At 43.9% G+C, this 23,261-nt stretch carries 18 protein-coding genes and 1 riboswitch; of the genes, 5 read left to right on the top strand and 13 right to left on the bottom strand.

All coding sequences use genetic code 11. The features are described from left to right. Positions 1–73 precede the first annotated feature (73 nt). Positions 74–814, top strand: coding sequence for a 1-acylglycerol-3-phosphate O-acyltransferase (locus J6836_RS12935; RefSeq protein ID WP_219244439.1), 741 nt, complete (start codon positions 74–76; stop codon positions 812–814). A 351-nt stretch (positions 815–1,165) separates the two neighbouring features. Next, complete coding sequence (gene ftsP / locus J6836_RS12930) at positions 1,166–2,584, top strand: cell division protein FtsP (RefSeq protein ID WP_219244438.1); 1,419 nt, start codon at positions 1,166–1,168, stop codon at positions 2,582–2,584. 70 nt (positions 2,585–2,654) lie between these two features. Here ftsP and J6836_RS12925 read toward each other — a convergent pair whose 3' ends face one another. Further along, the gene (locus J6836_RS12925) at positions 2,655–3,269 is read right to left on the bottom strand and encodes a LysE family translocator (protein WP_219244437.1); all 615 of its coding nucleotides are present in this window, start codon (positions 3,267–3,269) and stop codon (positions 2,655–2,657) included. Between the two features lie 248 nt (positions 3,270–3,517). Here J6836_RS12925 and folA point away from each other — a divergent pair, with 248 nt between their 5' ends. After that, positions 3,518–4,015 carry a type 3 dihydrofolate reductase gene (gene folA, locus J6836_RS12920; protein ID WP_219244436.1) on the top strand — a complete coding sequence of 166 codons (498 nt, stop codon included), beginning with the start codon at positions 3,518–3,520 and terminating at the stop codon, positions 4,013–4,015. A 61-nt stretch (positions 4,016–4,076) separates the two neighbouring features. Here the strand turns inward: folA and apaH are convergent, their stop codons facing one another. The 6 genes from apaH to lptD all read right to left on the bottom strand — a co-directional run bounded on the left by apaH (position 4,077) and on the right by lptD (position 11,307). Further along, entirely contained in the window at positions 4,077–4,907 is an 831-nt protein-coding gene (gene apaH / locus J6836_RS12915; protein WP_219244435.1) for a bis(5'-nucleosyl)-tetraphosphatase (symmetrical) ApaH, read from the bottom strand. Positions 4,908–4,909: 2 nt separating this feature from the next. After that, positions 4,910–5,287: a Co2+/Mg2+ efflux protein ApaG gene (gene apaG, locus J6836_RS12910; RefSeq protein WP_219244434.1), complete on the bottom strand. Its 378-nt coding sequence runs from the start codon at positions 5,285–5,287 to the stop codon at positions 4,910–4,912. Positions 5,288–5,305: 18 nt separating this feature from the next. Beyond that, positions 5,306–6,115 (bottom strand): 16S rRNA (adenine(1518)-N(6)/adenine(1519)-N(6))-dimethyltransferase RsmA, encoded by an 810-nt coding sequence (gene rsmA / locus J6836_RS12905; RefSeq protein ID WP_219244433.1) that lies wholly within the window; start codon positions 6,113–6,115, stop codon positions 5,306–5,308. Continuing rightward, complete coding sequence (pdxA, locus tag J6836_RS12900; RefSeq protein ID WP_219244432.1) at positions 6,112–7,104, bottom strand: 4-hydroxythreonine-4-phosphate dehydrogenase PdxA; 993 nt, start codon at positions 7,102–7,104, stop codon at positions 6,112–6,114. Before pdxA ends, rsmA begins: the two co-directional genes overlap by 4 nt. Continuing rightward, a complete protein-coding gene (surA, locus tag J6836_RS12895; protein WP_219244431.1) occupies positions 7,088–8,407 on the bottom strand; it encodes a peptidylprolyl isomerase SurA in 1,320 nt (439 codons plus the stop codon). Before surA ends, pdxA begins: the two co-directional genes overlap by 17 nt. A gap of 527 nt (positions 8,408–8,934) precedes the next feature. Next, entirely contained in the window at positions 8,935–11,307 is a 2,373-nt protein-coding gene (gene lptD / locus J6836_RS12890; RefSeq protein WP_219249504.1) for an LPS assembly protein LptD, read from the bottom strand. 181 nt (positions 11,308–11,488) lie between these two features. Between lptD and djlA the strand changes: the two genes are divergently transcribed. Continuing rightward, positions 11,489–12,304, top strand: coding sequence for a co-chaperone DjlA (gene djlA, locus J6836_RS12885; protein ID WP_219244430.1), 816 nt, complete (start codon positions 11,489–11,491; stop codon positions 12,302–12,304). A 298-nt stretch (positions 12,305–12,602) separates the two neighbouring features. Here the strand turns inward: djlA and rluA are convergent, their stop codons facing one another. From rluA to thiB, 6 genes are all read right to left on the bottom strand, one after another. Beyond that, the gene (gene rluA / locus J6836_RS12880; RefSeq protein ID WP_219244429.1) at positions 12,603–13,253 is read right to left on the bottom strand and encodes a bifunctional tRNA pseudouridine(32) synthase/23S rRNA pseudouridine(746) synthase RluA; all 651 of its coding nucleotides are present in this window, start codon (positions 13,251–13,253) and stop codon (positions 12,603–12,605) included. A 214-nt stretch (positions 13,254–13,467) separates the two neighbouring features. Further along, positions 13,468–16,374, bottom strand: a complete 2,907-nt coding sequence (gene rapA, locus J6836_RS12875; protein ID WP_219244428.1) for an RNA polymerase-associated protein RapA — start codon at positions 16,372–16,374, stop codon at positions 13,468–13,470. Between the two features lie 384 nt (positions 16,375–16,758). Next, the gene (locus J6836_RS12870; RefSeq protein WP_219244427.1) at positions 16,759–19,110 is read right to left on the bottom strand and encodes a DNA polymerase II; all 2,352 of its coding nucleotides are present in this window, start codon (positions 19,108–19,110) and stop codon (positions 16,759–16,761) included. Between the two features lie 62 nt (positions 19,111–19,172). Next, entirely contained in the window at positions 19,173–19,877 is a 705-nt protein-coding gene (gene thiQ / locus J6836_RS12865) for a thiamine ABC transporter ATP-binding protein ThiQ (RefSeq protein ID WP_219244426.1), read from the bottom strand. After that, entirely contained in the window at positions 19,870–21,474 is a 1,605-nt protein-coding gene (gene thiP / locus J6836_RS12860; protein ID WP_219244425.1) for a thiamine/thiamine pyrophosphate ABC transporter permease ThiP, read from the bottom strand. Before thiP ends, thiQ begins: the two co-directional genes overlap by 8 nt. Beyond that, the gene (gene thiB / locus J6836_RS12855; protein ID WP_219244424.1) at positions 21,450–22,454 is read right to left on the bottom strand and encodes a thiamine ABC transporter substrate binding subunit; all 1,005 of its coding nucleotides are present in this window, start codon (positions 22,452–22,454) and stop codon (positions 21,450–21,452) included. The genes thiP and thiB overlap by 25 nt, the downstream gene beginning before the upstream one ends. 58 nt (positions 22,455–22,512) lie before the next feature. Further along, positions 22,513–22,610: riboswitch (TPP riboswitch) on the bottom strand. Positions 22,611–22,723: 113 nt separating this feature from the next. Between thiB and rppH the strand changes: the two genes are divergently transcribed. Then, complete coding sequence (gene rppH / locus J6836_RS12850; RefSeq protein WP_219244423.1) at positions 22,724–23,257, top strand: RNA pyrophosphohydrolase; 534 nt, start codon at positions 22,724–22,726, stop codon at positions 23,255–23,257. Positions 23,258–23,261 lie beyond the last annotated feature (4 nt).

The raw sequence follows: 23,261 nt of genomic DNA, 5'->3' as shown, positions 1-23,261 counted from the left end.
CAAGGTATTGTATTTGGCACCGAAGGTTAAAATTCATCGCGGGGCGCTGATGCTCCGCTAATTTGGGGTTAGTATGTTAGCGCTTATTAGAGCGATTATTGTCATTATCTACACCATCCTCGTTTGTGTGGGCGGTGGTATCTATTGCTTATTCAGCCCGCGTAACCCAAAACATGTGATGACATTCGGCCATATGTTTGGGCGCTTATCAGTGGTTTTTGGCATAAAAGTCATCAACCGCGTACCTAAAAAAGCCAAAAGCTACGGCCCAAGTATTTATATAGGTAACCACCAAAATAACTACGATATGGTCACGATGTCTAATGGCGTGTTGCCTAGAACGGTGACAGTGGGTAAAAAAAGCTTGGTGTTCATCCCTTTCTTTGGTTTTTTATATTGGATCACCGGTAACATTTTGATTGACCGTGCGAATCGTTCGAAAGCGCATAACACGATTTCTCAAGTGGCCGATCAAATCAAAAAACGTAAAATTTCCGTGTGGATGTTCCCTGAAGGAACACGTAGCCGTGGTCGTGGTTTACTCCCATTTAAAACGGGTGCGTTCCATGCTGCTATTGCTGCGGGCGTACCGATTGTACCAGTGTGTGTATCCACCACGCAGGGCAAAATTGCGTTAAATCGTTGGAATAATGGCCATGTTATCATTGAGATGCTAGAGCCTATCGATACCTCAACCTATACAAGAGATCAGGTTAGGGAATTATCGGAATATTGCCATTCATTGATGGAAGCCAAAATCAAAGAGCTTGATTTAGAAGTTGAAGAACTGAATAAGAAAGCGAAAAAAGCGTAATAAATTAATCCAATACATCAAAAGGGCAATGAACTATCATTGCCCTAAGTTTTATCGAGGCCTGCTAACTAACGTTAAGCTAATAATTATTTTCCTGCCTTATATTCTTTTCTAATTAATAAACCACACAATTTATAATTCTATTAATTAATTTTTTATATATTAGAAAGATATTTTTAGAATTTAATCTTTTTTCGCGATATCATGGCTCGCAAAATTAGCGAAGTAACAAATTGTTGTCTCTAAGTCGTATTATTACCAGCGCCAATCTAAAATTAGCCAACTCATAGGCTGAAAATTTCGAATACTTAAAAATAAAATGCGCTGGAATGTTTGTTTAGCGGAGAATTTATGTCATTCAATCGATGCCAAGCCGTTGTAGCGGTAGGGTTGGCTCTGTGTGTTTCCTATGTGCCAATGAGCGCCCATGCGGAGAGCTCTAGGGAGTTACCTGTACCCCCTCTGCTGGAATCACGCTCTGGGCAACCTCTATTTTTAACGTTGCAAAAAATCCATTGGTCTTTTGATGGAAAGTATTCTGCGGATGTATGGGGTGTGAACGGCTCTTCACCTGGTCCGACTGTCAAAGTCAAAAATGGTGATGATATCAAACTGATATACAGTAACCGTTTACCCGAAGCGGTTTCTATGACAATCAGTGGGCTGCAAATACCGGGAACACAAATTGGGGGTGCGGCAAGGCTGATTTCGCCTAACGCAGATTGGTCTCCCGTGATCCCAATTCGCCAGAATGCCGCGACACTTTGGTATCACGCAAATACGCAAGGGAAAATGGGGCAGCAAATTCATAATGGGTTATTAGGCATGTGGATTATTGAAGATGATGTCACAAAAAGCCTTCGATTACCTAACCATTATGGTGTAGATGATTTCCCCGTGATCATCCAAGACAAACGCTTGGATAACTTTGGTGTACCTGAGTATAAAGCTGAAGAAAATGGCTTCCTTGGGGATACATTATTAGTCAATGGTGTGCAAAACCCCTATATCGAAGTGTCTCGTGGCTGGGTACGTTTGCGGTTATTAAATGCATCGAACTCACGAAATTATGTGATGAAAATCAGTGATGGGCGCCCATTTGCAATGATTGCATCAGACCAAGGTTTATTAACCGTTCCTGTCAACGTTCAAGAATTACCACTCGCACCAGGTGAACGGCGTGAAGTATTGATCGATATGGCGAAAACGCAGGAATTGACTATCACAGCAGGTGAATCTGCCACGTTTATGGATAGGCTTAAAGGGCTGTTTGAGCCTTCAAACAGCTTGATTTCAACGAATGTGCTAACTATCAAAGCAACTGGTTTGATGTCGTTGGTAACAGATGGCTTGCCAACACAGTTGACAGAAGACAAGACGCAAGTGACTTCCAGTATTACACAAAGGGATATTCACCTTAATGATGGCTTTGGTATTAATAATTCCACTATAGATACCAACCGTGTGGATATCAGTAGTCGCCAAGGAAATTGGGAGCGTTGGGTTGTCACCACGAATGAACCTCAGGCATTTCACATAGAAGGTGTACGCTTTAAAATCATTAATCGTAACGGGCAACCAACACCACCAGAAGACTATGGTTGGAAAGACACTGTTTGGGTTAGTGGGCGTACTGAACTATTAGTGCAGATGATGCAGCCTTCCTACAACCATTTTCCATTTTTGTTTTATAGCCAAAATTTAGAAAAAGCAGATTTAGGTTCAGTAGGGCAGATGGTGGTTGCACCACAAGACACGATGCAATACTAATTCTCTGTCAAAAAACAAAAAGCAGGCGCTCAATAAAGCGCCTGCTTTTTTTATGTATTAGATAAATGAATCAGCTCAGTGCCACACGAATTCCGAAGGCGATTAAAATCACGCCTAGTACTCTATCGACGTATTTTTGCACTTTTGCCAAACCTTTTCTAACAGGGGCACTTTGGATAAGAAAGACTAAAATAGGCCAGTAAATAACAGCTAACCCCCAGATAATAAAGGCAAACCATAGTTTTTCTCCAAATGTCGAATTGATATCCAACACTTGGGTAAATACGGCAAGAAAGAACAGTGTTGCCTTGGGATTGAGTACATTGCAAAGAAACCCCTGCATAAAGGCTTTTTTAAATGAAACAATTTCGTGTTTAGTGGTACTCAAATCGGCCAGATTGCTCGACTGTGGCAATAGGCTTTTTATTCCTATCCACACTAAATAAGCAGCACCTGCGTACTTTAAGATATTAAATAGCCAAGGTGTTGTGGTAATCAGCACAGCAAGACCCGCAACGCAATAAGACATATGCAAGGCAATGGCTGCAATGACACCAAAGGCAGTCATAAGCGCCGCAGAACGTTGGTAGCGGGCGGCATTTTTGACAATAAGGAAGAAATCGGGCCCCGGTGAGAGCATCCCTAATGCGGCGATTGTCGCCACCATAATACTGGTTTCGTACATGATACAGGTCTCTTTGTTTAGCACTGTTTTGGTATTTTTGGGGCTTGACCATTATCTACTGAATGTCTGACACTTTAGAGAGGAAAACAGGCTTTTTTTTGATTTTTAATGTTATTTTTAGTCTTAATTTTAGCAATTTGAGTATAAGTGATTCAAAGCTGTTTAAGGAAGTTTAAATTTAGTCGACGAAGCAAATCTCTTTACGTATAGTGTGCTCAATTTTTATATTTTGCTTCTAAGGTGAGTAAATGAATATTAGCTTAATCGCAGCAATGGCGATCGATCAGGTTATCGGCATGGAAAAAGCGATGCCTTGGAATTTGCCTGGGGATCTCGCGTGGTTCAAACGAAATACGTTAAATAAACCCGTGATTATGGGGCGCGTAACTTATGAGTCTATTGGTCGCCCATTACCGCAGCGAGTCAATATTGTACTGAGTAGTCAGCCAGCAGGTGCGGATAACACGGTCATTTGGGTAACTTCTATTGAAGAGGCACTCGCTGCCGCACAAGCAATAGAAAACGTAGAAGAAGTGATGGTGATTGGTGGCGGTAAGGTTTACCAACAATTTCTACCGTTAGCCAATAAGCTTTATTTGACACATGTCGATGCAGAAGTGATTGGCGATACGCATTTCCCTGCATATGAGCCAGATGAGTGGGATTCTATCTTTACGGAATATCATGAAGCGGATGAAAATAATACTCATGGGTATTGCTTCGAAATTCTGACGAAAAGAGATTGATTTTCAATCGATGATAAATATAAAAATGGCGCTTAATTGCGCCATTTTACATTTTATTCAATTAGGATTCTTTGCGGCTCTTTTGGTAGGACTTTTGGTGGTGATATTGCTTGGTTTCCCAATGGAATAGCGTTAAATCGCCACCCCAGCAGCAACCTGTGTCCATTGCATACACGTTATCTGGTGTGCATTTTCCTTCCAATGATGCCCAGTGACCAAAAAATACGCAATAATCTTCAGGCAGCTGGCTAGGTAAATTGAACCAAGGTTTCAAAGGCGCAGGGGCTTTCTTCGGATTTTCTTTGCAGATCATATCCAATTGGCCGTTAGGAAAACAGTATCGTAAGCGTGTCAGTGCATTGGTGCTAAAACGTAAGCGAGCAAGCCCCATCAAGTTATCAGACCAATTATTAGGCATGTCACCATACATTGAGTCAATGAATAAAGGATAGGCATCACTGGAGAGAACGGCTTCCACTTCCCTCGCACACATTTTGGCTGTTTCAATGTCCCATTGCGGCGTGATCCCTGCGTGGGTCATCACCATTTTTCGCTCTTCATCGATTTGCAGCAGTGGCTGGCGACGTAACCAGTTGATTAGTTCATCCAAATCAGGCGCATGCAATAATTCATCAAGGTGGTCTTTCGGCTTGTTACGACTAATTTTACAGTAGATCCCAAGCAAATGAAGGTCATGATTGCCCAATACTAAGCGAGCAGAATCACCCAAGCTCTTGACATAACGTAAAACTTGCAGCGACTCTGCACCACGAGCAACTAAGTCACCGGTTAGCCATAGCGTGTCTTGTTGCGGGTCAAAATTGACGCTGTCCATCAATTCACGTAATTCACGATAGCATCCGTGAATATCACCTACTATATATGTCGACATAATTAATTAATTAGTGTTGGAATTGCCAGACGAAAAGCAGGGACGTCCACATGGAAATTGTCCCCTTGTGTGCTAATCATCACGTAATAGCCTTCCATCGTTCCCATTGGTGTTTCAAGAACGGCACCACTGGTATAACGATATTCGGTTCCCGGTTGAATAATTGGCTGTTCGCCAACAACACCTTCACCTTGAACTTCTGTTTTATGGCCATCACTGTTCGTAATGAGCCAATAGCGGCTCATTAATTGGATGGGATCGCGCCCTAAATTGCGAATGCAAATAGTATAAGCAAACACATATCTGGCAATATCGGGCTGAGATTGGCTCTCGATGTAGACACTCTGAACTTGGATGCTCACATTCGGCTCGTTAAGCATAGTGCCTCCTTCAACATTCTATTCTGATCGGTTAGAAAGATAGTTTGCCATTTTGCAGTACTGTTCAACAGAAATATTTTCGGCACGGGTACTTAAGTCGATGCCTAATTCAGTTAATTCTTCAACGCTAAATAAATCACCAAGACTGTTACGGATGGTTTTACGGCGCTGATTAAAGGCCTGCGTGGTGATCCGACTTAAGAACTTAATATCTTTAACAGGATATGGGTTCTCACGGTGTGGGATCAAGCGGACAATGGCTGAGTCGACTTTTGGTGCCGGGGTAAATGCCGTTGGCGGCACTTCAAGAACAGGCACGACGTTACAGTAATATTGCGCCATCACACTCAAGCGGCCAAAGGCTTTACTGCCGGGACCTGCAACTAAGCGGTTAACCACCTCTTTTTGCAGCATGAAATTCATGTCAGCAATAGAGTTAGTGAATGTGAATAGGTGAAACATTAATGGTGTGGAAATGTTGTAAGGCAAGTTACCAAACACACGCAGTGGCTGGTCAGCTTGTTTAGCCAATTCACCAAAATCAACGGTCATTGCATCTTGCTGAATGATCGTTAATTTATCTTTGAGTTGTGGATGGACGTGCAAACGCGCCGCGAGGTCACGGTCAAGTTCGACTACCGTCATTTTTTCAATGCGGCTACCGACTGGCTCAGTGAGTGCGCCTAAGCCGGGGCCGATTTCAACAATGGATTGACCCGGCAGAGGGTTCATTGCATCAACGATGCTGTCGATAATAAATTGGTCAGTTAAAAAGTTCTGCCCGAAACGTTTGCGGGCAAAATGCCCCTGATGGACTCGATTATTCATGTATTCTTAGATGTCATTTGGATAGCTAATGTCAATGCGGTGATAAAACTTCCCACATCTGCATGACCCGTACCTGCGAGCTCAAGGGCTGTGCCATGGTCAACGGAGGTGCGGATAAACGGTAGGCCGAGGGTAATATTTACCGCTCTACCAAAACCTTGGTATTTTAACACAGGAAGACCTTGATCGTGATACATTGCTAAAACTGCATCAGCGTGGTCTAAATATTTGGCTTGGAACAGTGTATCAGCAGGCAGTGGCCCGACTAAATGGATGCCTTGTTCTCGTAGGCTTTCCAATGCTGGTTCAATGGTATCAATTTCTTCCGTACCCATGTGGCCGCCTTCTCCTGCATGAGGGTTCAGCCCACAGACGTAGATAGCGGGTTTTTCAATGCCAAACTTAGTTTGCAAGTCATGATGTAAAATGGTGATGACTTCATGAAGGCTTTGCTGCGTGATTGCGGCTGAAACGTCTTTTAACGGAAGGTGTGTTGTCGCAAGGGCTACACGTAACTCTTCTGTTGCCAGCATCATAACAACGCGCTCACAACCACTACGATCGGCAAAAAACTCGGTGTGCCCACTAAAAGCAACACCAGCATCGTTAATGATGCCTTTATGTACTGGCCCTGTCACAATGGCGGAAAACTCACCTGTTAAGCAACCATCACAGGCTCTAGCAAGTGTTTCAACCACATAGTTGCCATTGTTGACATTAAGCTCGCCTGCTTTCACAGCGGTATTTAATGGCACAGAAACGATGGACAGATGGCTTGCTGTGTGTGCTTTAGGCACCTCACTTGGCATATATTCACTTAACGTAAGTGGCAAGTTTAGTGTTTTAGCGCGCTCAAGTAACAAATTGGGATCTGCACAAGCAACAAGCTCAACAGGCCATGCCTGTTGAGCGAGCTGGATAAGCAAATCTGGGCCAATCCCGGCGGGTTCACCGGGGGTAATCACAATCGGCTTAGTTAGATTTTTCATCTTTAGCTTGGTTATCGCTACCGTCAACAATTTTCACGTAAGCGGAAGCGCGTTGTTCTTGCATCCAGCTTTGCGCTTCTTCATTAAATTTACGGTTGAACAGTAAACGGTAAGCTTGGTCTTTTTGCGCCGCATCTGTTTTATCAACACTGCGTGTATCTTCTAACTGAATTAAGTGCCAGCCAAAACTTGAAGGAACTGGTTGGCTTAACTCGCCTTTATTCAGTTTCATCAATGCATCACGGAATGCTGGGTCGTAAATATCTGGCATATTCCAGCCAAGTTCCCCACCTTTTAATGCACTACCCGGGTCTTCTGAGTTTTCTTTTGCAGCATCTTCGAATGACACGGCACCAGAACGGATATCTTGGGCAATTTTATTCAGTTTTTGCCTTGCTTGTACGTCATTCATAATTGGAGATGATTTAATCAAGATATGACGCGCTTTTACTTCAGTCACAGAGATAGGCTGGCTACCACCACTGACATCGTTCACGCGTAAAATATGGTAACCAACACCTGAGCGGATTGGGCCTGCGATATCACCTTTCTTCGCATTTTTTAACTGTTCAGCAAATACCACTGGAAGCTCTTGCAAACGTGACCAACCCATGTTTCCGCCTTTAAGCGCTTGAGGGTCAGCAGAGTATGCAATGGCTAACTTACCGAAATCACCGCCTTTTTTCAGGTCAGCTAAAATTTTGTCCACTAATGCTTCCGCGGTTTTGAGCTGCTCTGGTGTTGGGTTTTCTGGTAATGGGATCAAGATGTGACTTAAATTTACGCCCATTTCATAGTTAGCTTGTGAACTCATTTGCTCAGCAAGTGCATCAACTTCTTGTGGCAAAATGGTAACGCGACGGCGAACTTCGTTATTACGAACTTCCGCAATCAGCATTTCTTTGCGGATTTCACTGCGGTATTGGTTCATGTTGATGCCATCAGCGGTTAAACGCTGTTGCATTTGTTCCAGTGTTAAACCATTTTGACGTGCAATATCAGTGATAGTTGCCGTCACCGCTTCATCTGGGATATTGATCTGCATTTGGCTTGCCATTTGCAGCATGATGTTATCCATCACTAGGCGATCAAGGATTTGATGGCGTAGCGTTTGATCATCAGGGATCTGCTGGCGTGCGTTTTGTGCATTCAGTTTAACTGTGTTGATCATATTCTGGATGTCACTTTCCAGCACAACTCCGTTATTGACAACCGCAGCCACTTTATCCATTTGCTGTGGCGCAGCCAACGTAGCAGAGCTTGCGAACATCAGTCCCAGAATAAGCGTTCTCCAATTCTTCATAATGGTCCTATATATTGACTTTGAATCCGCTAAATGCGGGCTAATACGTTGTTTACTCGTCATACTTCAAGTTGCAGTGTTGTTGACTGCACTCACTCGCGCAAGTCACATACTGATGTATGCTCCTAGAGATTCACTCATTTGTCGCCTAACTGCACCGCGAATTATTTACTCGTCATACTTCGAGTTGCAGTGTTGTTGACTGCACTCACTCGCGCAAGTCACATACTGATGTATGCTCCTAGCGACTCACTCATTTGTCGCCTAACTGCATCTCGAATTATTTAGAGTAAATACCCTTAAATTATTCAGAGTAAATACCCTTAAATTATTCAGAGTAAATACAGTCATACTTCGAGTTGCAGTGTTGTTGACTGCACTCACTCGCGCAAGTCACATACTGATGTATGCTCCTAGCGACTCACTCATTTGTCGCCTAACTGCATCTCGAATTATTTAGAGTAAGTGCCTCTCAAATTATTCAGAGTAAATCGCATGTTATTCAGAATAAACGATGCTATTTGTTATCAGAAAGCTCGCTGGTAAGGCATGATACCCGCTTCTAACATTTGCTGACTACCTAAACTATGATTGTTATTTAGGCCTCTAAGTTCCACATTGACTGACCATTTATTATCATATTCGCTGCTGAACTTATCTTTTTGCCAGCCGACAATCTTACGTTCATAACCAAGGTTGACTGCCCAACAACAGGTATTGTATTGCAACCCAACTAGTTGACTTGCAGATTGTTGTTGTTTTGTATCGTAATAATAGGAACCGACAAAGCCCCATTGTTCGCTTAATGGCCAACTTACCACTGTACCAACTTGGGAAATACCTTGTTGGTATTCAGGCAGTGTATAGGTATAGCCGCCATTCTCAGCCTCATCTCGACGGAAAGTGGCTTGAATATAATCACGGTCAACAAAGCGGTAGTTCAACTGAACTAAACGGTCAGCATCTAAACGGTACTCTGCAACAGCATTACCCATTGTGACGTTACCCAGGCGACGGTCGTATTGTAACCCACCACGAATACCCCAGTTTTCATCAATACGCCACATGGAATCTGTTGCCCACAGTAAAGAACCTGTGTTGCTCTTATCATCGATAGGGCGGTTTGAGTTCCCTGCACGTGGGCGTTCAAAGTAATAGATTTGCCCCACGGAGAAATTAAAGCGTTCCGCGAGTGCATCATCATAAACGCGAGTAGTTAAACCGGTCGTGAACTGATTTGCAGAGGCGATACGGTCAAGGCCACTGTAAATACGCTCACGGAATAAACCGCTGTAATCTGATTGCAGTAAAGATGAGTCAAAGTTATTGATATTGTCCTGATCTTTATACGGAATATACAAGTATTGAACACGAGGCTCTAATGTTTGCACATAGTCACTGCCTTGGAAAAGGTCGCGCTCGAAAACGACTTTCGCATCGCTCTTAAACATTGGAAGCACACGGCTAACGTTTTTCTCTAGGCTGCTATCTGTATTTGATGTTGGAATATCTTGGTCGTAATGGGTCGCATACAGTTTGATGCTGTTATTCATGTTTGCCCAGCCATTTGATAATGGCAGGTTCACTTCAGGCTCAATGTGTAAACGCGTTGCATCAGGGTTATTTTTACCTACGCTGGTAAAGCGAGCGGCTTGTGCATAGGTATGCACATCAAAAGCACCTAAATTATTTTTATAATAATTGAAGTCAACTTGTGGCTCTGCTTTGTAAGCACGTTTGTTCGGGTTATCCGCAAAAATTTGGAATTGTTTGTGGGTAACTTTCGCATTCCAGTTAGTATCCGAATAGCCTGCGCTAAATTTTTGCGTGGCGTAACCATCGGTTGTACTACCGTATTGGGAGCTAAAATCGGTAAAGTATTGCGGGTCGCTGACTTTGGTGTAGTCAGACGCAAAATTCCAGTGCCCTGCGTAGGTGCCTGAATGGCGCCAGTAGAACAACCAACGGTCATCGCTATCACGAGCGGCACGTTTTTCACGGTCTTTATCTTTGATATAAGCGCGGTCACGGGCGATATAATCAAAGGCGACTGTGCCTGTTCCTGGTGTGATAAGATAACGGAATTCGTTGTTTAACTTCACGCCTCTATGTGTCATAAACTGAGGCGTGATAGTCGCATCATAGTTCGGGGCAATATTCCAATAATAGGGTAAAGAGAATTCTAAACCATCATTATTCGAGTAGCTTCCAGTCGGGATTAAGAAACCTGATCGGCGTTTGTTACCAATCGGTAATTGCATGTATGGGCTATAGAATACGGGAACATCCCCGACCTTAAAGCGCGCATGCCAAATTTCCGCAACTTCTTCTTCTCGGTCGATAATGACTTCAGACCCTGCAACGCTCCAGCTATTATTGCCGGGTAAACAGGTGGTGAATGTCCCGTTTTCCATGATGGAATAGCGGTTTTCGCCACGCATTTTCATTTTCGTTGCGTCACCACGGCCTTGGCGACCGACCATCATGTAGTTACCGTCGTTCACGTCGGTATTTTTATTATCTAAGTTAGACCAAGCAGAAGGGCCTTTTAAGATAATTTGTGGGTCGTCATAGTGAACATTACCTGTTGCAGTCACTTCGCGAACAGGTGGCTGCCCCGCAGTTTCAGTTTGCGTTAGCTTAACTTTATCAGCGGTTAGCGTTTGGTTCCCTTGTTGGATATCGACATTGCCATCATATTCAACAAAATTAGGGTATTCACCACGAACATCTTCAGCCGTAATGTTAATTGGCAGGTTGTTAGGGTCACCTTTTACAATCGGTTTTGTGTAAACAGGGACGCCCAGCATACACTGCTGCGCAAGGTCAGCATGCGCTTGCTGACTATAAATAGCCGCCCATACAAGGGTGGCAACTAGTGTTGGATAGCTTTTTTTCATCATTAAATATGCGGTTCCGTCATCATTGGCACAGCCAGCAAACGCTCAAAGACTAACTTAGCCAACCACTTTGCGCCAGTATAATGTAAGAAACTTTACGCGCGGGTAGTTATGCATAGAGCAGAATGAATAGTATGATAATGCAAAATTGCATTTTGAGCATTGAAGAATTGAGGGATATATGCACTATTGGGGTAAAATTATTGGCGTAATACTCGCAATCGTCTCTGGATTAGGTTTTTGGGGGGCGTTAGCGGGGTTAATTATTGGCCACGGCTTTGATAAAGCATCAATACAACGTAAATTTGCCGGGTCGATGAATAAGCGTGATCGCCAAATTATTTTCTTTGCGAGCACCTTCCAAATTTTAGGGCATTTAACCAAGTCTAAAGGCCGTGTAACCGAGACGGATATTCAGCTCGCATCAAATTTGATGGACAGAATGCAACTGCACGGCGAAACCCGAAAAGCAGCACAACAAGCCTTTCGAGAAGGGAAATCACCTAACTTTCCTTTACGTGATGTTTTAAAACAATTACGTATGGCATGTTATGGTCGATTCGACTTAATTCAGATGTTTCTGGAAATTCAATTGCAGGCCGCTTTTGCCGATGGCTCCCTTCATCCAAACGAAAGAAAAGTGCTGTTTATCATCGCAGAAGAGCTCGGTATTTCTAAAGTTCAGTTCGAGCAATTCTTGGATATGATCCAAAGTGGCCGCCAATTCGGCCAAGGATACTCCCAGCAGCAATCAGGAGGCTATTACCAGCAATCTAATGGCCCAACACTCGAAGATGCCTGTAAAGTCCTTGGTGTGTCTCCTAGCGACGAACCGACTAAGATTAAGCGTGCTTACCGCAAGTTAATGAGTGAGCACCATCCAGACAAATTAGTGGCAAAAGGTTTACCGCCAGAAATGATGGAAATTGCGAAGCAGAAAGCTCAATCAATTCAAGCGGCGTACGACTTAGTTAAAAAGGAGCTTGGCTTCAAATAACTTTCCCCGTCATATTTCGCGCCGCAGCGTTGTTGGCTGCGCTCGCGAACCCTAGTCACATACTTTTGTATGCTCCCTGAGATATCCTCAATTTGCCGTCTACCTATAGCCCGAATTATTTAGGAGAAAGAGGAAAGTGGTGCTTTCCGTCATATTTCGCGCCGCAGGGGTGTTGGCTGTGTTTGCAAACCCTAGTCACGTAGTTATCTACGCTTCTAGGGATTCATTCAGTCGGCGTTTTGCGGTAGCACGAACTATATAGGAGAGGGGGATTGGGCAATCAATCGCTTGAGTAAACCTAAAAGTCGGGCTGGCAGGTAAAATGCATTGGTGTGCCATATTCAGGATGGGTAATGTATAACTCCTGAGCATGTAACTGCAAGCGAGGTGCAAGGGCTTTGGCCTCATCGTGGGCATAGAAACGATCGCCAAGGATAGGGTGACCCAATGCAAGCATATGAACGCGCAATTGATGGGAACGGCCTGTAATTGGTGACAGTTTCACGCGAGTCGCTTGTGCTTCACGCGCCAATACTTGGTACTCTGTTTGTGCCGACTTGCCCGTTTCAAAGCACACTTTTTGCTTTGGTCGGTTTGGCCAATCGCAAATCAGAGGTAAATCAACTAATCCTTCTTCTTTCTCTAAATGGCCCCAAACTCGCGCAATATAGACTTTTTTAGGTTCACGCTCTCTAAATTGGCGTTTGAGTTCACGCTCAGCAGCTTTATGCAGCGCAACGACCATCACACCGCTGGTGGCCATATCAAGGCGGTGAACAGATTCTGCAGCGGGAAAATCGCGCTGAACGCGGCTCATAATGCTGTCATGGTGTTCAGGGGCTTTTCCCGGCACGGAAAGTAAGCCACTGGGTTTATTCACCACAATGATGTGTTCATCTTGGTAGAGCACATGCAGCCAAGGTTCAATGGAGGGATGGTAAGGTTCCATAAAATTACCCGTCATACTTCAAGTTGTAGGGGTGTTGGCTTCATTCATCTGCTCAGGTTACATACTTGTGTATGCTCCCTGAGATAGCTTCATTTGCCGCCTACCTACAACTCGAATTATTTAGGGTAATTCAATTATTACGTAAGTAAATCGAGTTGTAGATTTTAAATTAATTATCGAACCATCAAGTGTTCTATGGTTCGATTGTTATGGCTTACTGATGCGTTACAACGACTAAGCGGATGGCATCGAGGCGCCATGTGGCTTGGTCAATATTGGTCATCAGTTGTTGGCGCTCTTCCTCGATAATATCCAACTCTTCATCACGGATATTTGGGTTGACCGCTTTTAGCGCTTCTAAGCGTGAAAGCTCTAAAGTTAACGCTTTATCAGCGGCATCTTTTGCGCTCTCAATTAGTAATTTCGCTTCTTTTTCCACCATCGGTTCAGACAAACGCAGAACGGAATGCACTTCGTTTTGTACTGCATTCACCAGTTTGCTCGCCATATGGCGGTTAATCGCATTTAATTGGCGGTTAAAGCTTTCAAACTCAACTTGAGAAGATAAGTTATTGCCTTTTAAATCAATTAATAAACGTACTGGTGTAGCGGGTAAGAAACGGCTAATTTGCAAGTTTTTTGGTGCTTGTGCTTCAACTACATAAATTAACTCAGTTAGTAACGTGCCGACAGGTAATGCTTTGTTTTTCAATAAAGAAACTGCGCAGCTGCCTGTATCCCCCGATAACACTAAATCTAAGCCATTTCGGATGATAGGGTGTTCCCAGCTGATAAATTGTGTATCTTCACGGGAAAGCGCTTGCTCTCTATCAAACGTGATGGTGCAACCATCTTGTGGAAGACCTGGGAAATCAGGGACTAACATATGGTCGGATGGCGTTAAGATGATTAGGTTATCGCTCTTATCTTCTTGATTAATACCAACAATATCAAACAAGTTTAGCGCGAAGTTAACCAGCTCAGTGTCGTTATCGCCTTCACCAATTTCTTCTGCTAGCTGGTTACCTGCATCTCCGCCGTTTGAATGCATTTCCAGCAAGCGGTCACGGCCTTGTTCTAATTGCAGTTTTAAGCTGTCGTGTTCGTCACGGCACGTTTTGATAAACTCATCAAACCCTTCAGTGACAGTCGGTTCAGCCATAAATTGCAGCAACGGTTGGTAGTATTTATCGTAAATAGCGCGACCTGTCGGGCAGGTGTGCTCAAAGGCATCTAAGCCTTCGTGATACCAGCGGATCAGCACGGCTTGAGCGGTGTTTTCTAAGAAAGGCACATGAATGCTGATATCACGGCTTTGGCCAATACGGTCTAAACGGCCAATACGTTGTTCTAGTAAGTCAGGGTTAAACGGTAGGTCAAACATGACTAACTGGTTTGCGAACTGGAAGTTACGGCCTTCTGAACCAATTTCAGAACACAGTAAGACCTGTGCGCCTTCTTCTTGAGAAGCAAAATAAGCCGCAGCACGGTCGCGCTCTAACAAGGATAACCCTTCGTGGAAGACGGCTGCACGAATCGCTTCGCGTTCACGTAAAACTTGCTCTAATTGCAGTGCAGTCGCCGCTTTTGCACAGATAACAAGGACCTTTTCATTACGATTCGCGGTTAAAAAGCCCATCAACCATTCAACGCGAGGGTCGAAGTTCCACCACGTCGCATTTTCACCTTCAAACTCTTGGTAAATTTGCTCAGGGTAGAGCATTTCTTTGGCGCGAGTTTCGGTGTCTTTTTTGGTGCCCATAATACCTGCGACTTTAATTGCGGTCTGGTATTGGGTCGGTAATGGCATTTTTAACGAATGCAGCTCACGACGCGGGAAGCCTTTAACACCATTACGGGTGTTTCTGAATAACAGGCGGCTTGTCCCGTGTCTGTCCATCAGCATGTTAATTAGTTCTTGACGTGCCGCAGTGCCATCTTCTGTTTCGAGATTAGCGGCTTTTAGTAATGGCTCAATATCTTGCTCTTTGATTAAATCATTGAGTAAGTTTTGTTGGTCATTAGTCAGTTTATCGCCAGATAATAATAATGAAACAGCATCGGCAACTGGGCGGTAGTTATCTTGCTCAGCAACAAATTCCGCATATTCATGGAAACGGCTTGGGTCAAGAAGGCGTAAACGTGCGAAGTGGCTTTCTTGGCCAAGTTGTTCAGGCGTTGCAGTTAACAGAAGGACTGAAGGAATATTTTCTGCCAACGTTTCAATTACTTGATATTCGCGGCTTGGCGCTGCTTCACTCCATTGCAAATGGTGTGCTTCATCGACAACCATCATATCCCAGCCAGCTTCAACCAGTTGATCAAAACGTTGCTTGTTGCGGCGCACAAAATCCAGTGAGCACAGGACTAATTGTTCAGTTTCAAATGGGTTATCACTGTCGTGTTGCGCTTCGCTATAGCGGCTATCATCAAACAGCGAGAAACGCAGGTTAAAACGACGGAGCATTTCTACCAGCCATTGATGCTGTAAGCTGTCAGGAACAATGATAAGAACACGCTCAGCACGGCCAGCAATAAGTTGCTGGTGGATGATCATCCCAGCTTCAATGGTTTTCCCTAAACCCACTTCATCTGCGAGTAAAACGCGTGGATGGTGGCGTTTGCCTACTTCGTTGGCGATGTGTAACTGGTGTGGAATTAAACTGGCGCGTATGCCACGCAGGCCAGTTGCTTGGTGCTTAACTTGCTCGCTTTGAAATTTACGTGCGCGAAAACGCAGTGCGAAGCGATCCATACGGTCAATTTGCCCTGCAAATAAACGGTCTTGCGGTTTATTAAAGGTCAATTTGCTATCGAGAAACACTTCTCTGAGGCTTACATCAGTTTCTTGCGTGTCTAAGCGCGTACCAATGTAAGTTAATAATCCTTTATCTTCTTCAATGCTTTCAACTTGAAGTTGCCAGCCATCGTGGCTGGTGATGGTATCACCTTCATTAAACATCACTCGGGTAATGGGCGCATCACTGCGTGAGTAAAGGCGGTTTTCGCCACTTGCAGGGAAAAGTAACGTTACCATGCGGGTATCGATAGCCACAACGGCGCCTAATCCAAGTTCGCTTTCTGTATCGCTGATCCAGCGTTGACCAAGAGTAAATGGCATAGATTTAACTTAATTCCATAAATTTGTGAGTTATTCTTAGATTTTTTAAGACAATTTTTATCAGAGTCTTCGCCCAGTGTTGGTGCAACTAATCATCTGTTGCACAAGGAAGAATTCGATTTTTAGTAAAAATAGTCATTACCTGATGATTAATTATACACATTAATAAATTCAAATTGCAGTGGCTCACAGTCATTGCTTTAACTTCTTAGCGAAAAACGCGTTAAAGATAAGGTAAGGAGTGCTGCTTGAATTATAACGAGTATTGCTGATTATCGCGCATTATTTGTGCAGTCGAGCTGTGCGGATATCAAAGGGGCGTTATATTAATTCAACCGCGGCTTATCGTCACCTGTTAAAAAAGCATCAGTGGAATAATAAATTTTAAAATAACAGGGTAATTTGGCCTGTTAATAGGGTATCAAAGTCATCCTCTAAGAAAGGTAAGATAGCATCGGCTATGGGTTTGATTTGCTTGCTAATATAGTGTTCATAATCCGGCCTTGCTGTTACGATTTCGAGCGGTTCAGGCCCTGCCAGTGTGATGATATAGCTTATCCAGCCCCCATTTTGGTACTGTAATGGGCGCTGTAATTTTACATTATAGTCATCTGCGGCACGTGCTGCGCGAACGTGTGGTGGCACATTTCGTTGGTAATCAGTGAGTTTTCGGCGTAAGCGTTTACGGTAAATTAAGCGGTCATCAAATTTACCCGCCCGAATATTTTGGATATATTCACGAATATATTCACGATACGATTGGCGATGAAAAATTCGAGTGTAGAGCTCTTTTTGAAAAATTTGTGCGAGTGGAGTCCAATCTGATCGGATCGTTTCTAGCCCTTTGAATATCATTTTATCTTGGCTTAAACCCGCATAACGTTTTTTACTGCCCATTTCAGCGCCACGCACGGTTGGCATAAGAAAACGGCGATAATGTGTTTCGTACTCAAGTTCAAGCACACCTTCGAGCTGCCACTCATCCTTTAAATGTTGTTTCCACCAATCATTAACGTAATCACGAAGGGCATAGCCAATTTTTTGTGCTTGCTCTTCAGTGTGTTGGTCACGTAGCCAAACAAATGTGGAGTCTGTATCCCCATAAATGACTTGGTAACCTTGGGATTCAATCAATCGCTTGGTTGTACGCATGATTTCATGGCCGCGCATTGTAATTGAAGCAGTTAAGCGTGGGTCAAAGAAACGGCAACCTTCAGCGCCAAGCACGCCTGCAAAGGCATTCATAATAATTTTTAAGGCTTGAGAAAGCGGAGCATTGTGTTCTTTTTTGGCTTTATCGCGCGCTTGCCAAATATGGCTAACAATATCGGGTAAACAATGGGTTGTACGTGAAAACCATGCTTGGCGAAAACCTTGCACAGAATGTTGTGGTTCAGGGTGAGCAAGCCCTTCAATCATGCCTGCGGGGTCAATTAAAAAGGTACGAATAATTGAGGGGTACAGGCTTTTGTAGTCTAGCACTAACACGGAGTCATACAATCCAGGTTGAGAGTCCATTACGAACCCACCAGGATTCAACTGCATTTTGTGCTCGGTTATATTCGGTGCGACAAAACCAATACGATGTAACCGTGGAATATAAAGGTGGGAAAATGCCGCAACGGAGCCCCCCATTTTATCTGGCACTAAGCCTGTCACTGACGAACGTTCTTGCAAGAACGCCATGAGATCGGTTTTTTCGAATATACGGTGGACTAAAACGCAGTCTTGAATGTTGTAGTGTGCCAAAGCGGGTTTATCGTGAGCAAAGCGGCGGTTAATTTCGTCCATTCGGTCGTAGGGCGTATCAATCGCCTTACCTTCCCCGAGAAGCTCTTGTGCGACAAATTCCAAACTAAACGAAGCAAAATGCCATGTTGCATTTTTGAGCGCATCTATGCCATCGATAATAAGCCGACCTTGGGCTGAAGCGAAGAAAACGCCTTGTTTGAAGCCGTGCTCCCGCCACTCAAGTTTTGTCCCTTGCCGCCCAAATAACAGCGGAATGCCATAGCGTTCTGCGTGTTTTTGCAAAACCTGTAAGTCGAACTGGATTAAGTTCCAACCGATTATGGCATCAGGATCGTACTGCTGCAGCCATTCATTGAGCTTATCAAGCAATTGAGGCCGGCTATTTACATACACAAGGCGATGATCCGAATTTAATGCAGGGCCTTGCTCTGGGCCTAACATAAACACCACGTTGTCACCACAACCAGATAGCCCGATGGAATATAGCTCACCATGTTGGCTGGTTTCGATATCAAGAGATACCGCTTTAATTTTTGGGCGATAACCTTCACAAGGCTTGAGCTGGTATTCACTGCGCGAATTACGGGAAAACCACACGGGCGCTGTAATAAAGCGCTCCATTAAATAGCGTTCGCAAGGACGAATATCGGTTTCAAACAGCTCAACACCTAATTCTTTACAGCTTTTTTCAATATTCTGTAATTGACGGTATTGGTGGCAATAGATGGCGTAGACTTTTTCCCTTTGAAAGTCAGAGAGTTCAAGTAATCGGTAGCTGACATTTGGTTGTTCATCTAAAAGATGCTGAACAATTGGTAGCTTTGAAGCCGATAAAAAGCCAATTGCTTTTTGATTGGGAATAGTAATTTTTTGCGGGAGCGTGTCTGTGAGAAGCCAATACGTGACCTCAACACCGTGGCGGGTGTCTTTCCAATGTCGGCTTAAGATAAAGCCTTGTTGTACAGGGGGCATTGGTTGAGGCATTGGGCAACTCGGTTCGCTAAGTTACCCAATAATATACGACAATAGTGTGAATTTATACAGTATTAATTGGTGTCGGTGACACGAAGAAGTGCAGAAGCTGCACTTTGCCCTTGCAATAAAGCTTGTGTGTCGCCGTCATAGGCAATTACCCCATCAGTGATGACTAACGTTCTTGGGGCAATTTGCAGGGCGTCATCCACATTATGGGACACCATTAACAGTGTGATGGATTTTTCTGCACAAACCGTTTTTAACAACATAAGCATTTCATGGCGCAGGGCAGGGTCGAGGGCTGAGAACGGCTCATCAAGCAATAAAATCGGTTGATTGCGAACCAAACACCGTGCAAGAGCTGCACGTTGGCGTTGTCCCCCTGAAAGCTGTGCAGGCAAGCGGTCTAAGCATTCAGTTAAACTGACATGAGCTGCAATTTGCTCGACGACCTGCATTTGCGCCGAGCCTAATCGCAGGCTTGGCTGTAAACCGAGACCGATATTTTGCCGTATCGTTAAGTGTGCGAATAAATTGTTTTCTTGAAATAGCATGGAAACAGGACGTTGCGCTGGCGGGGTAAAGGTATGATCTTGCCCGTTAAGTTCTATTGTGCCTGTTTTGGGAAATTGAAAGCCGCTAATTAGGCTCAGTAACGTACTTTTCCCTGCACCGCTTGGCCCCATAATCGCGACACATTCCCCTGATTTTACTGAAAAATCAAATGACATCGTTAAGTTATCATATTGGTAGTCTAAATTTGTCAGCTTAATCATGGTGTTTTCCTGAGATGCGTTCGAGCAGGCTAAATAAACAAAAACACAGTAATAGCAGCAGCATTGCGGTTACCGCACCATCATTGGTGCGATACGCCCCAATTTGCTGGTACAAATAATAGGGAAGCGTACGGAAATTTTCATTACCAAACAGCGCCACGATGCCAAAATCCCCCACCGAAATTACACAAGCAAATGCGAGAGCTTGGGCAATAGGTTTACGTAGTGCTTTTAGCTCAATAATTTTAAAACGGTTAAACCCTGTGATCGCTAAGGATTGACATAAAGGGTTATATCGCTCTGCGGTGTCCCTCATCGGGTTTTCGAGGACTTTTAAGGCATAGGGGATAGCCAACAGAGCATTGGTCATAATCACCAAGGGGTAGGGGGATTCAGGGAGCCCAATGGTTTCATTGAAAAAGATAAAAAAACCTGTAGCAAGGACGATACCAGGCATAGCTAAAATAATTAAGCCGCTTAACTCAATCGCTTGTCCTAGTCGCACAGCTTGGCGTAAACGCAGTTCACGGCTACTCCAGAGCAGCATCAAGGTGAGAGTGACACAGACCACACCTGCGCAAAGCGCAATAAATAGGGATGTTCTTGTGGCTTGCCATAATGCAGGTTGCTGTAATACCGATAATAGTTGGCCGTTTAAACCATCGAAAACCACCGCAAGCAGGGGGGGAAGCAGCAATAACATCGCCGCGGCAATTAATAGGCAATCACGAATACGACGAAATAGGTTATCTGCGGGGTCTACCCATTGTGTTTGATGGCTAAAACCGACTGAAAATAAATTATTGATTTTTTGACAGACAAACATTAATCCAATGCAGAAAAATAATTGGATGAGCGCCAAAATGGTAGCTCTACCAAGGTCAAAATCATAATTAAGCGCTTGATAAATTGCGAGTTCAATCGTTGTTGCCGCAGGGCCACCACCTAAAGCGAGTACGGTGGCAAAACTGGCAAAGCACAGCATAAAGATCAGTGCTGCGGTAGGGAGGATTTGCCTACGCAAATAAGGCCATTCTAAAATTCTAAACTGTTGCCACTCATTAAACCCTAATTGTGCTGACATTTGCCGCTGTTCAATGGCGATATTTTCTAAGGATTGTAGCAACATCCTTGTGGCGAGTGGCATATTAAAGAAAATATGTGCAAGTAAAATTCCTTTTAAGCCGTAGGGAGAAAAACGGTATTCCACGCCTATCCAGTGACAGATTTTTGCCAACCAACCTGTTTGCCCGTATACCGATAAAATACCAAAAACAGCGACTAAAACGGGGAGAACAAGCGTCATCGCACAGAGGCGTATAAATAGTGTACGTCCCCAAAAGCGACGGCGGTAAAGTGCTCTTGCAAGGAAAATGGCAGGAAGCACGGAAAAAATAGCGGATAAAAATGCCTGCCAAAAGGTAAAGCCAATGACATGCCATAGATAACTGTCGCTGATGATGTCATCAATGGCGATTTCAGGCGCAAAAAACCAGAGCGCTCCAAAACTGAGAAGCGCTATCGTAATTAATAAACCGGAAGCGAGAGCTCCCGGTAATAAAGAGAGATTAATTAACGACTGACGGCGGTTTGCCATAAACGCGTCCAGTTTTGACGTTCTTTAGCCACTTCTTGTGAACTAAATTGTAAGGCTTTTTCTGGCAGAGGTAGTTGGTTATAAACCTCTGGCAGAGGGATATCAATCACCGGATACATCCAGTTAGTGGTCGGTAATGTATTTTGGAATCCAGGTGTTAAAACGAATTGTAAAAATTGCTTAGCGAGTTCAGGTTGTGGGCTGTTTTTCAACCTTGCGGCGACTTCCACTTGCATGTAATGGCCTTCATCAAACAAGGCAGCGGCGTAGTTATCTTTTTTGTCGTTGAGCATCTGGTAGCCCGGCGATGAGGTATAGCTCAGAACGAAATCTCCTTCACCTTTTAAGAATAAGCCGTATGCTTCGCTCCAACCTTTGGTGACCGTTAAGGTTTTTCCTGCCATTTTTTTCCACGCATCTGCGGATTTATCACCATATAGTTTTTCAATCCATAACATCAGGCCAAGTCCTGGTGTGCTGGTGCGTGGGTCTTGGTAGATGATTTTCCAGTTATTTTCGCTATTTAATAGCGCATCCATACTTGTGGGTGGTTGTTGGATTTTATTTTTGTCATAAATGAAAGCAAAATAGCCATAGTCATAAGGAATGAAAATAGAACTATCCCATGTAATAGGTAATTTTAAGGCTGTCGTGTCAATTTCAGCAGGGGCAAAGAGGTCTGTTTTCTCTGCGGAATCTAACAGGTTGTTATCTAAGCCCAAAATGACGTCAGCTTTACTTTTTTTGCCTTCCATTCTTAAACGGTTTAACAGCGCAACGCCATCCCCTAAGGCAACAATTTTTAATTCGCAATCACACTGAGCTTCAAAATTTTTTTTAATTTGCGGACCTGGTCCCCACTCTGCGGCAAAGGAGTCATAGGTATAGACAGTTAGGGTCGGTTTTTCTGCCCATGCGAATTGACTTAAACTGAGTGCACTAAGGGTAAAAATCGATGCTATAATTTTGTTTTTAAACATGCTTTTTCCTGCGCTAAAAGAGAGTGACACAGGATTTGAGAGTGAACCGATGCAGGTTTGCAGGCGGTGGCTCAAATCCCTACGCCGGTATTAACCGGATCAGGTTCTACGGGTTATTTCTCAGCCACAATAATTTTGGCACCCCGTTGAGACGCTTACTATTGTAGAGACTTCGGACATATCTGCAAACTGTATTGATATAGGTTTACCAGTTAGGGTATGTGTGAAACAATTAGGTATCTTTCAAATTTGGTTATTGGGGTAGTCGAGTGATTGATGATGATGGCTACCGCCCGAATGTAGGAATTGTAATTTGTAATCGGCAAGGGCATGTTTTATGGGCTCGCCGCTATGGTCAGCACTCATGGCAATTTCCTCAAGGGGGCATCAACCCAGGGGAATCACCTGAGCAAGCGATGTATCGTGAGTTATACGAAGAAGTTGGGCTACAGCGTAAGGATGTCAGGTTATTGGCATCTACCCGTAATTGGTTACGTTACAAATTACCCAAGCGTTTGGTGCGTTGGGATACAAAACCGGTTTGTATTGGGCAGAAACAGCGTTGGTTTTTACTCCAACTGCAATGTAATGATGCTGATATAAACGTGCAGCGCAGTAAATCGCCAGAATTTGATGGCTGGCGATGGGTCAGTTATTGGTATCCTGTTAGGCAAGTGGTTTCTTTTAAACGGGAAGTCTATCGCCGTGTAATGAAAGAATTTGCTCCAGTTGTTATGCCTTTACAGGAACAAAAATTACCACAACGACCTGTTTTTAATAACCGTAGGCGTGGAGCAAAGTAAGCCT

It is taken from the genome of Providencia sp. R33 (assembly GCF_019343475.1).
Taxonomy (GTDB): domain Bacteria; phylum Pseudomonadota; class Gammaproteobacteria; order Enterobacterales; family Enterobacteriaceae; genus Providencia.
This window is presented reverse-complemented; position numbering and strand designations above follow the sequence as displayed.

Excerpts from the sequence above, each read along its gene's own strand:
- J6836_RS12935 (WP_219244439.1), top strand. The coding sequence starts at position 74 with ATGTTAGCGCTTATTAGAGCGATTATTGTCATTATCTACACCATCCTC.
- ftsP (WP_219244438.1), top strand. The coding sequence starts at position 1,166 with ATGTCATTCAATCGATGCCAAGCCGTTGTAGCGGTAGGGTTGGCTCTG.
- J6836_RS12925 (WP_219244437.1), bottom strand. The coding sequence starts at position 3,269 with ATGTACGAAACCAGTATTATGGTGGCGACAATCGCCGCATTAGGGATG.
- folA (WP_219244436.1), top strand. The coding sequence starts at position 3,518 with ATGAATATTAGCTTAATCGCAGCAATGGCGATCGATCAGGTTATCGGC.
- apaH (WP_219244435.1), bottom strand. The coding sequence starts at position 4,907 with ATGTCGACATATATAGTAGGTGATATTCACGGATGCTATCGTGAATTA.
- apaG (WP_219244434.1), bottom strand. The coding sequence starts at position 5,287 with ATGCTTAACGAGCCGAATGTGAGCATCCAAGTTCAGAGTGTCTACATC.
- rsmA (WP_219244433.1), bottom strand. The coding sequence starts at position 6,115 with ATGAATAATCGAGTCCATCAGGGGCATTTTGCCCGCAAACGTTTCGGG.
- pdxA (WP_219244432.1), bottom strand. The coding sequence starts at position 7,104 with ATGAAAAATCTAACTAAGCCGATTGTGATTACCCCCGGTGAACCCGCC.
- surA (WP_219244431.1), bottom strand. The coding sequence starts at position 8,407 with ATGAAGAATTGGAGAACGCTTATTCTGGGACTGATGTTCGCAAGCTCT.
- lptD (WP_219249504.1), bottom strand. The coding sequence starts at position 11,307 with ATGAAAAAAAGCTATCCAACACTAGTTGCCACCCTTGTATGGGCGGCT.
- djlA (WP_219244430.1), top strand. The coding sequence starts at position 11,489 with ATGCACTATTGGGGTAAAATTATTGGCGTAATACTCGCAATCGTCTCT.
- rluA (WP_219244429.1), bottom strand. The coding sequence starts at position 13,253 with ATGGAACCTTACCATCCCTCCATTGAACCTTGGCTGCATGTGCTCTAC.
- rapA (WP_219244428.1), bottom strand. The coding sequence starts at position 16,374 with ATGCCATTTACTCTTGGTCAACGCTGGATCAGCGATACAGAAAGCGAA.
- J6836_RS12870 (WP_219244427.1), bottom strand. The coding sequence starts at position 19,110 with ATGCCTCAACCAATGCCCCCTGTACAACAAGGCTTTATCTTAAGCCGA.
- thiQ (WP_219244426.1), bottom strand. The coding sequence starts at position 19,877 with ATGATTAAGCTGACAAATTTAGACTACCAATATGATAACTTAACGATG.
- thiP (WP_219244425.1), bottom strand. The coding sequence starts at position 21,474 with ATGGCAAACCGCCGTCAGTCGTTAATTAATCTCTCTTTATTACCGGGA.
- thiB (WP_219244424.1), bottom strand. The coding sequence starts at position 22,454 with ATGTTTAAAAACAAAATTATAGCATCGATTTTTACCCTTAGTGCACTC.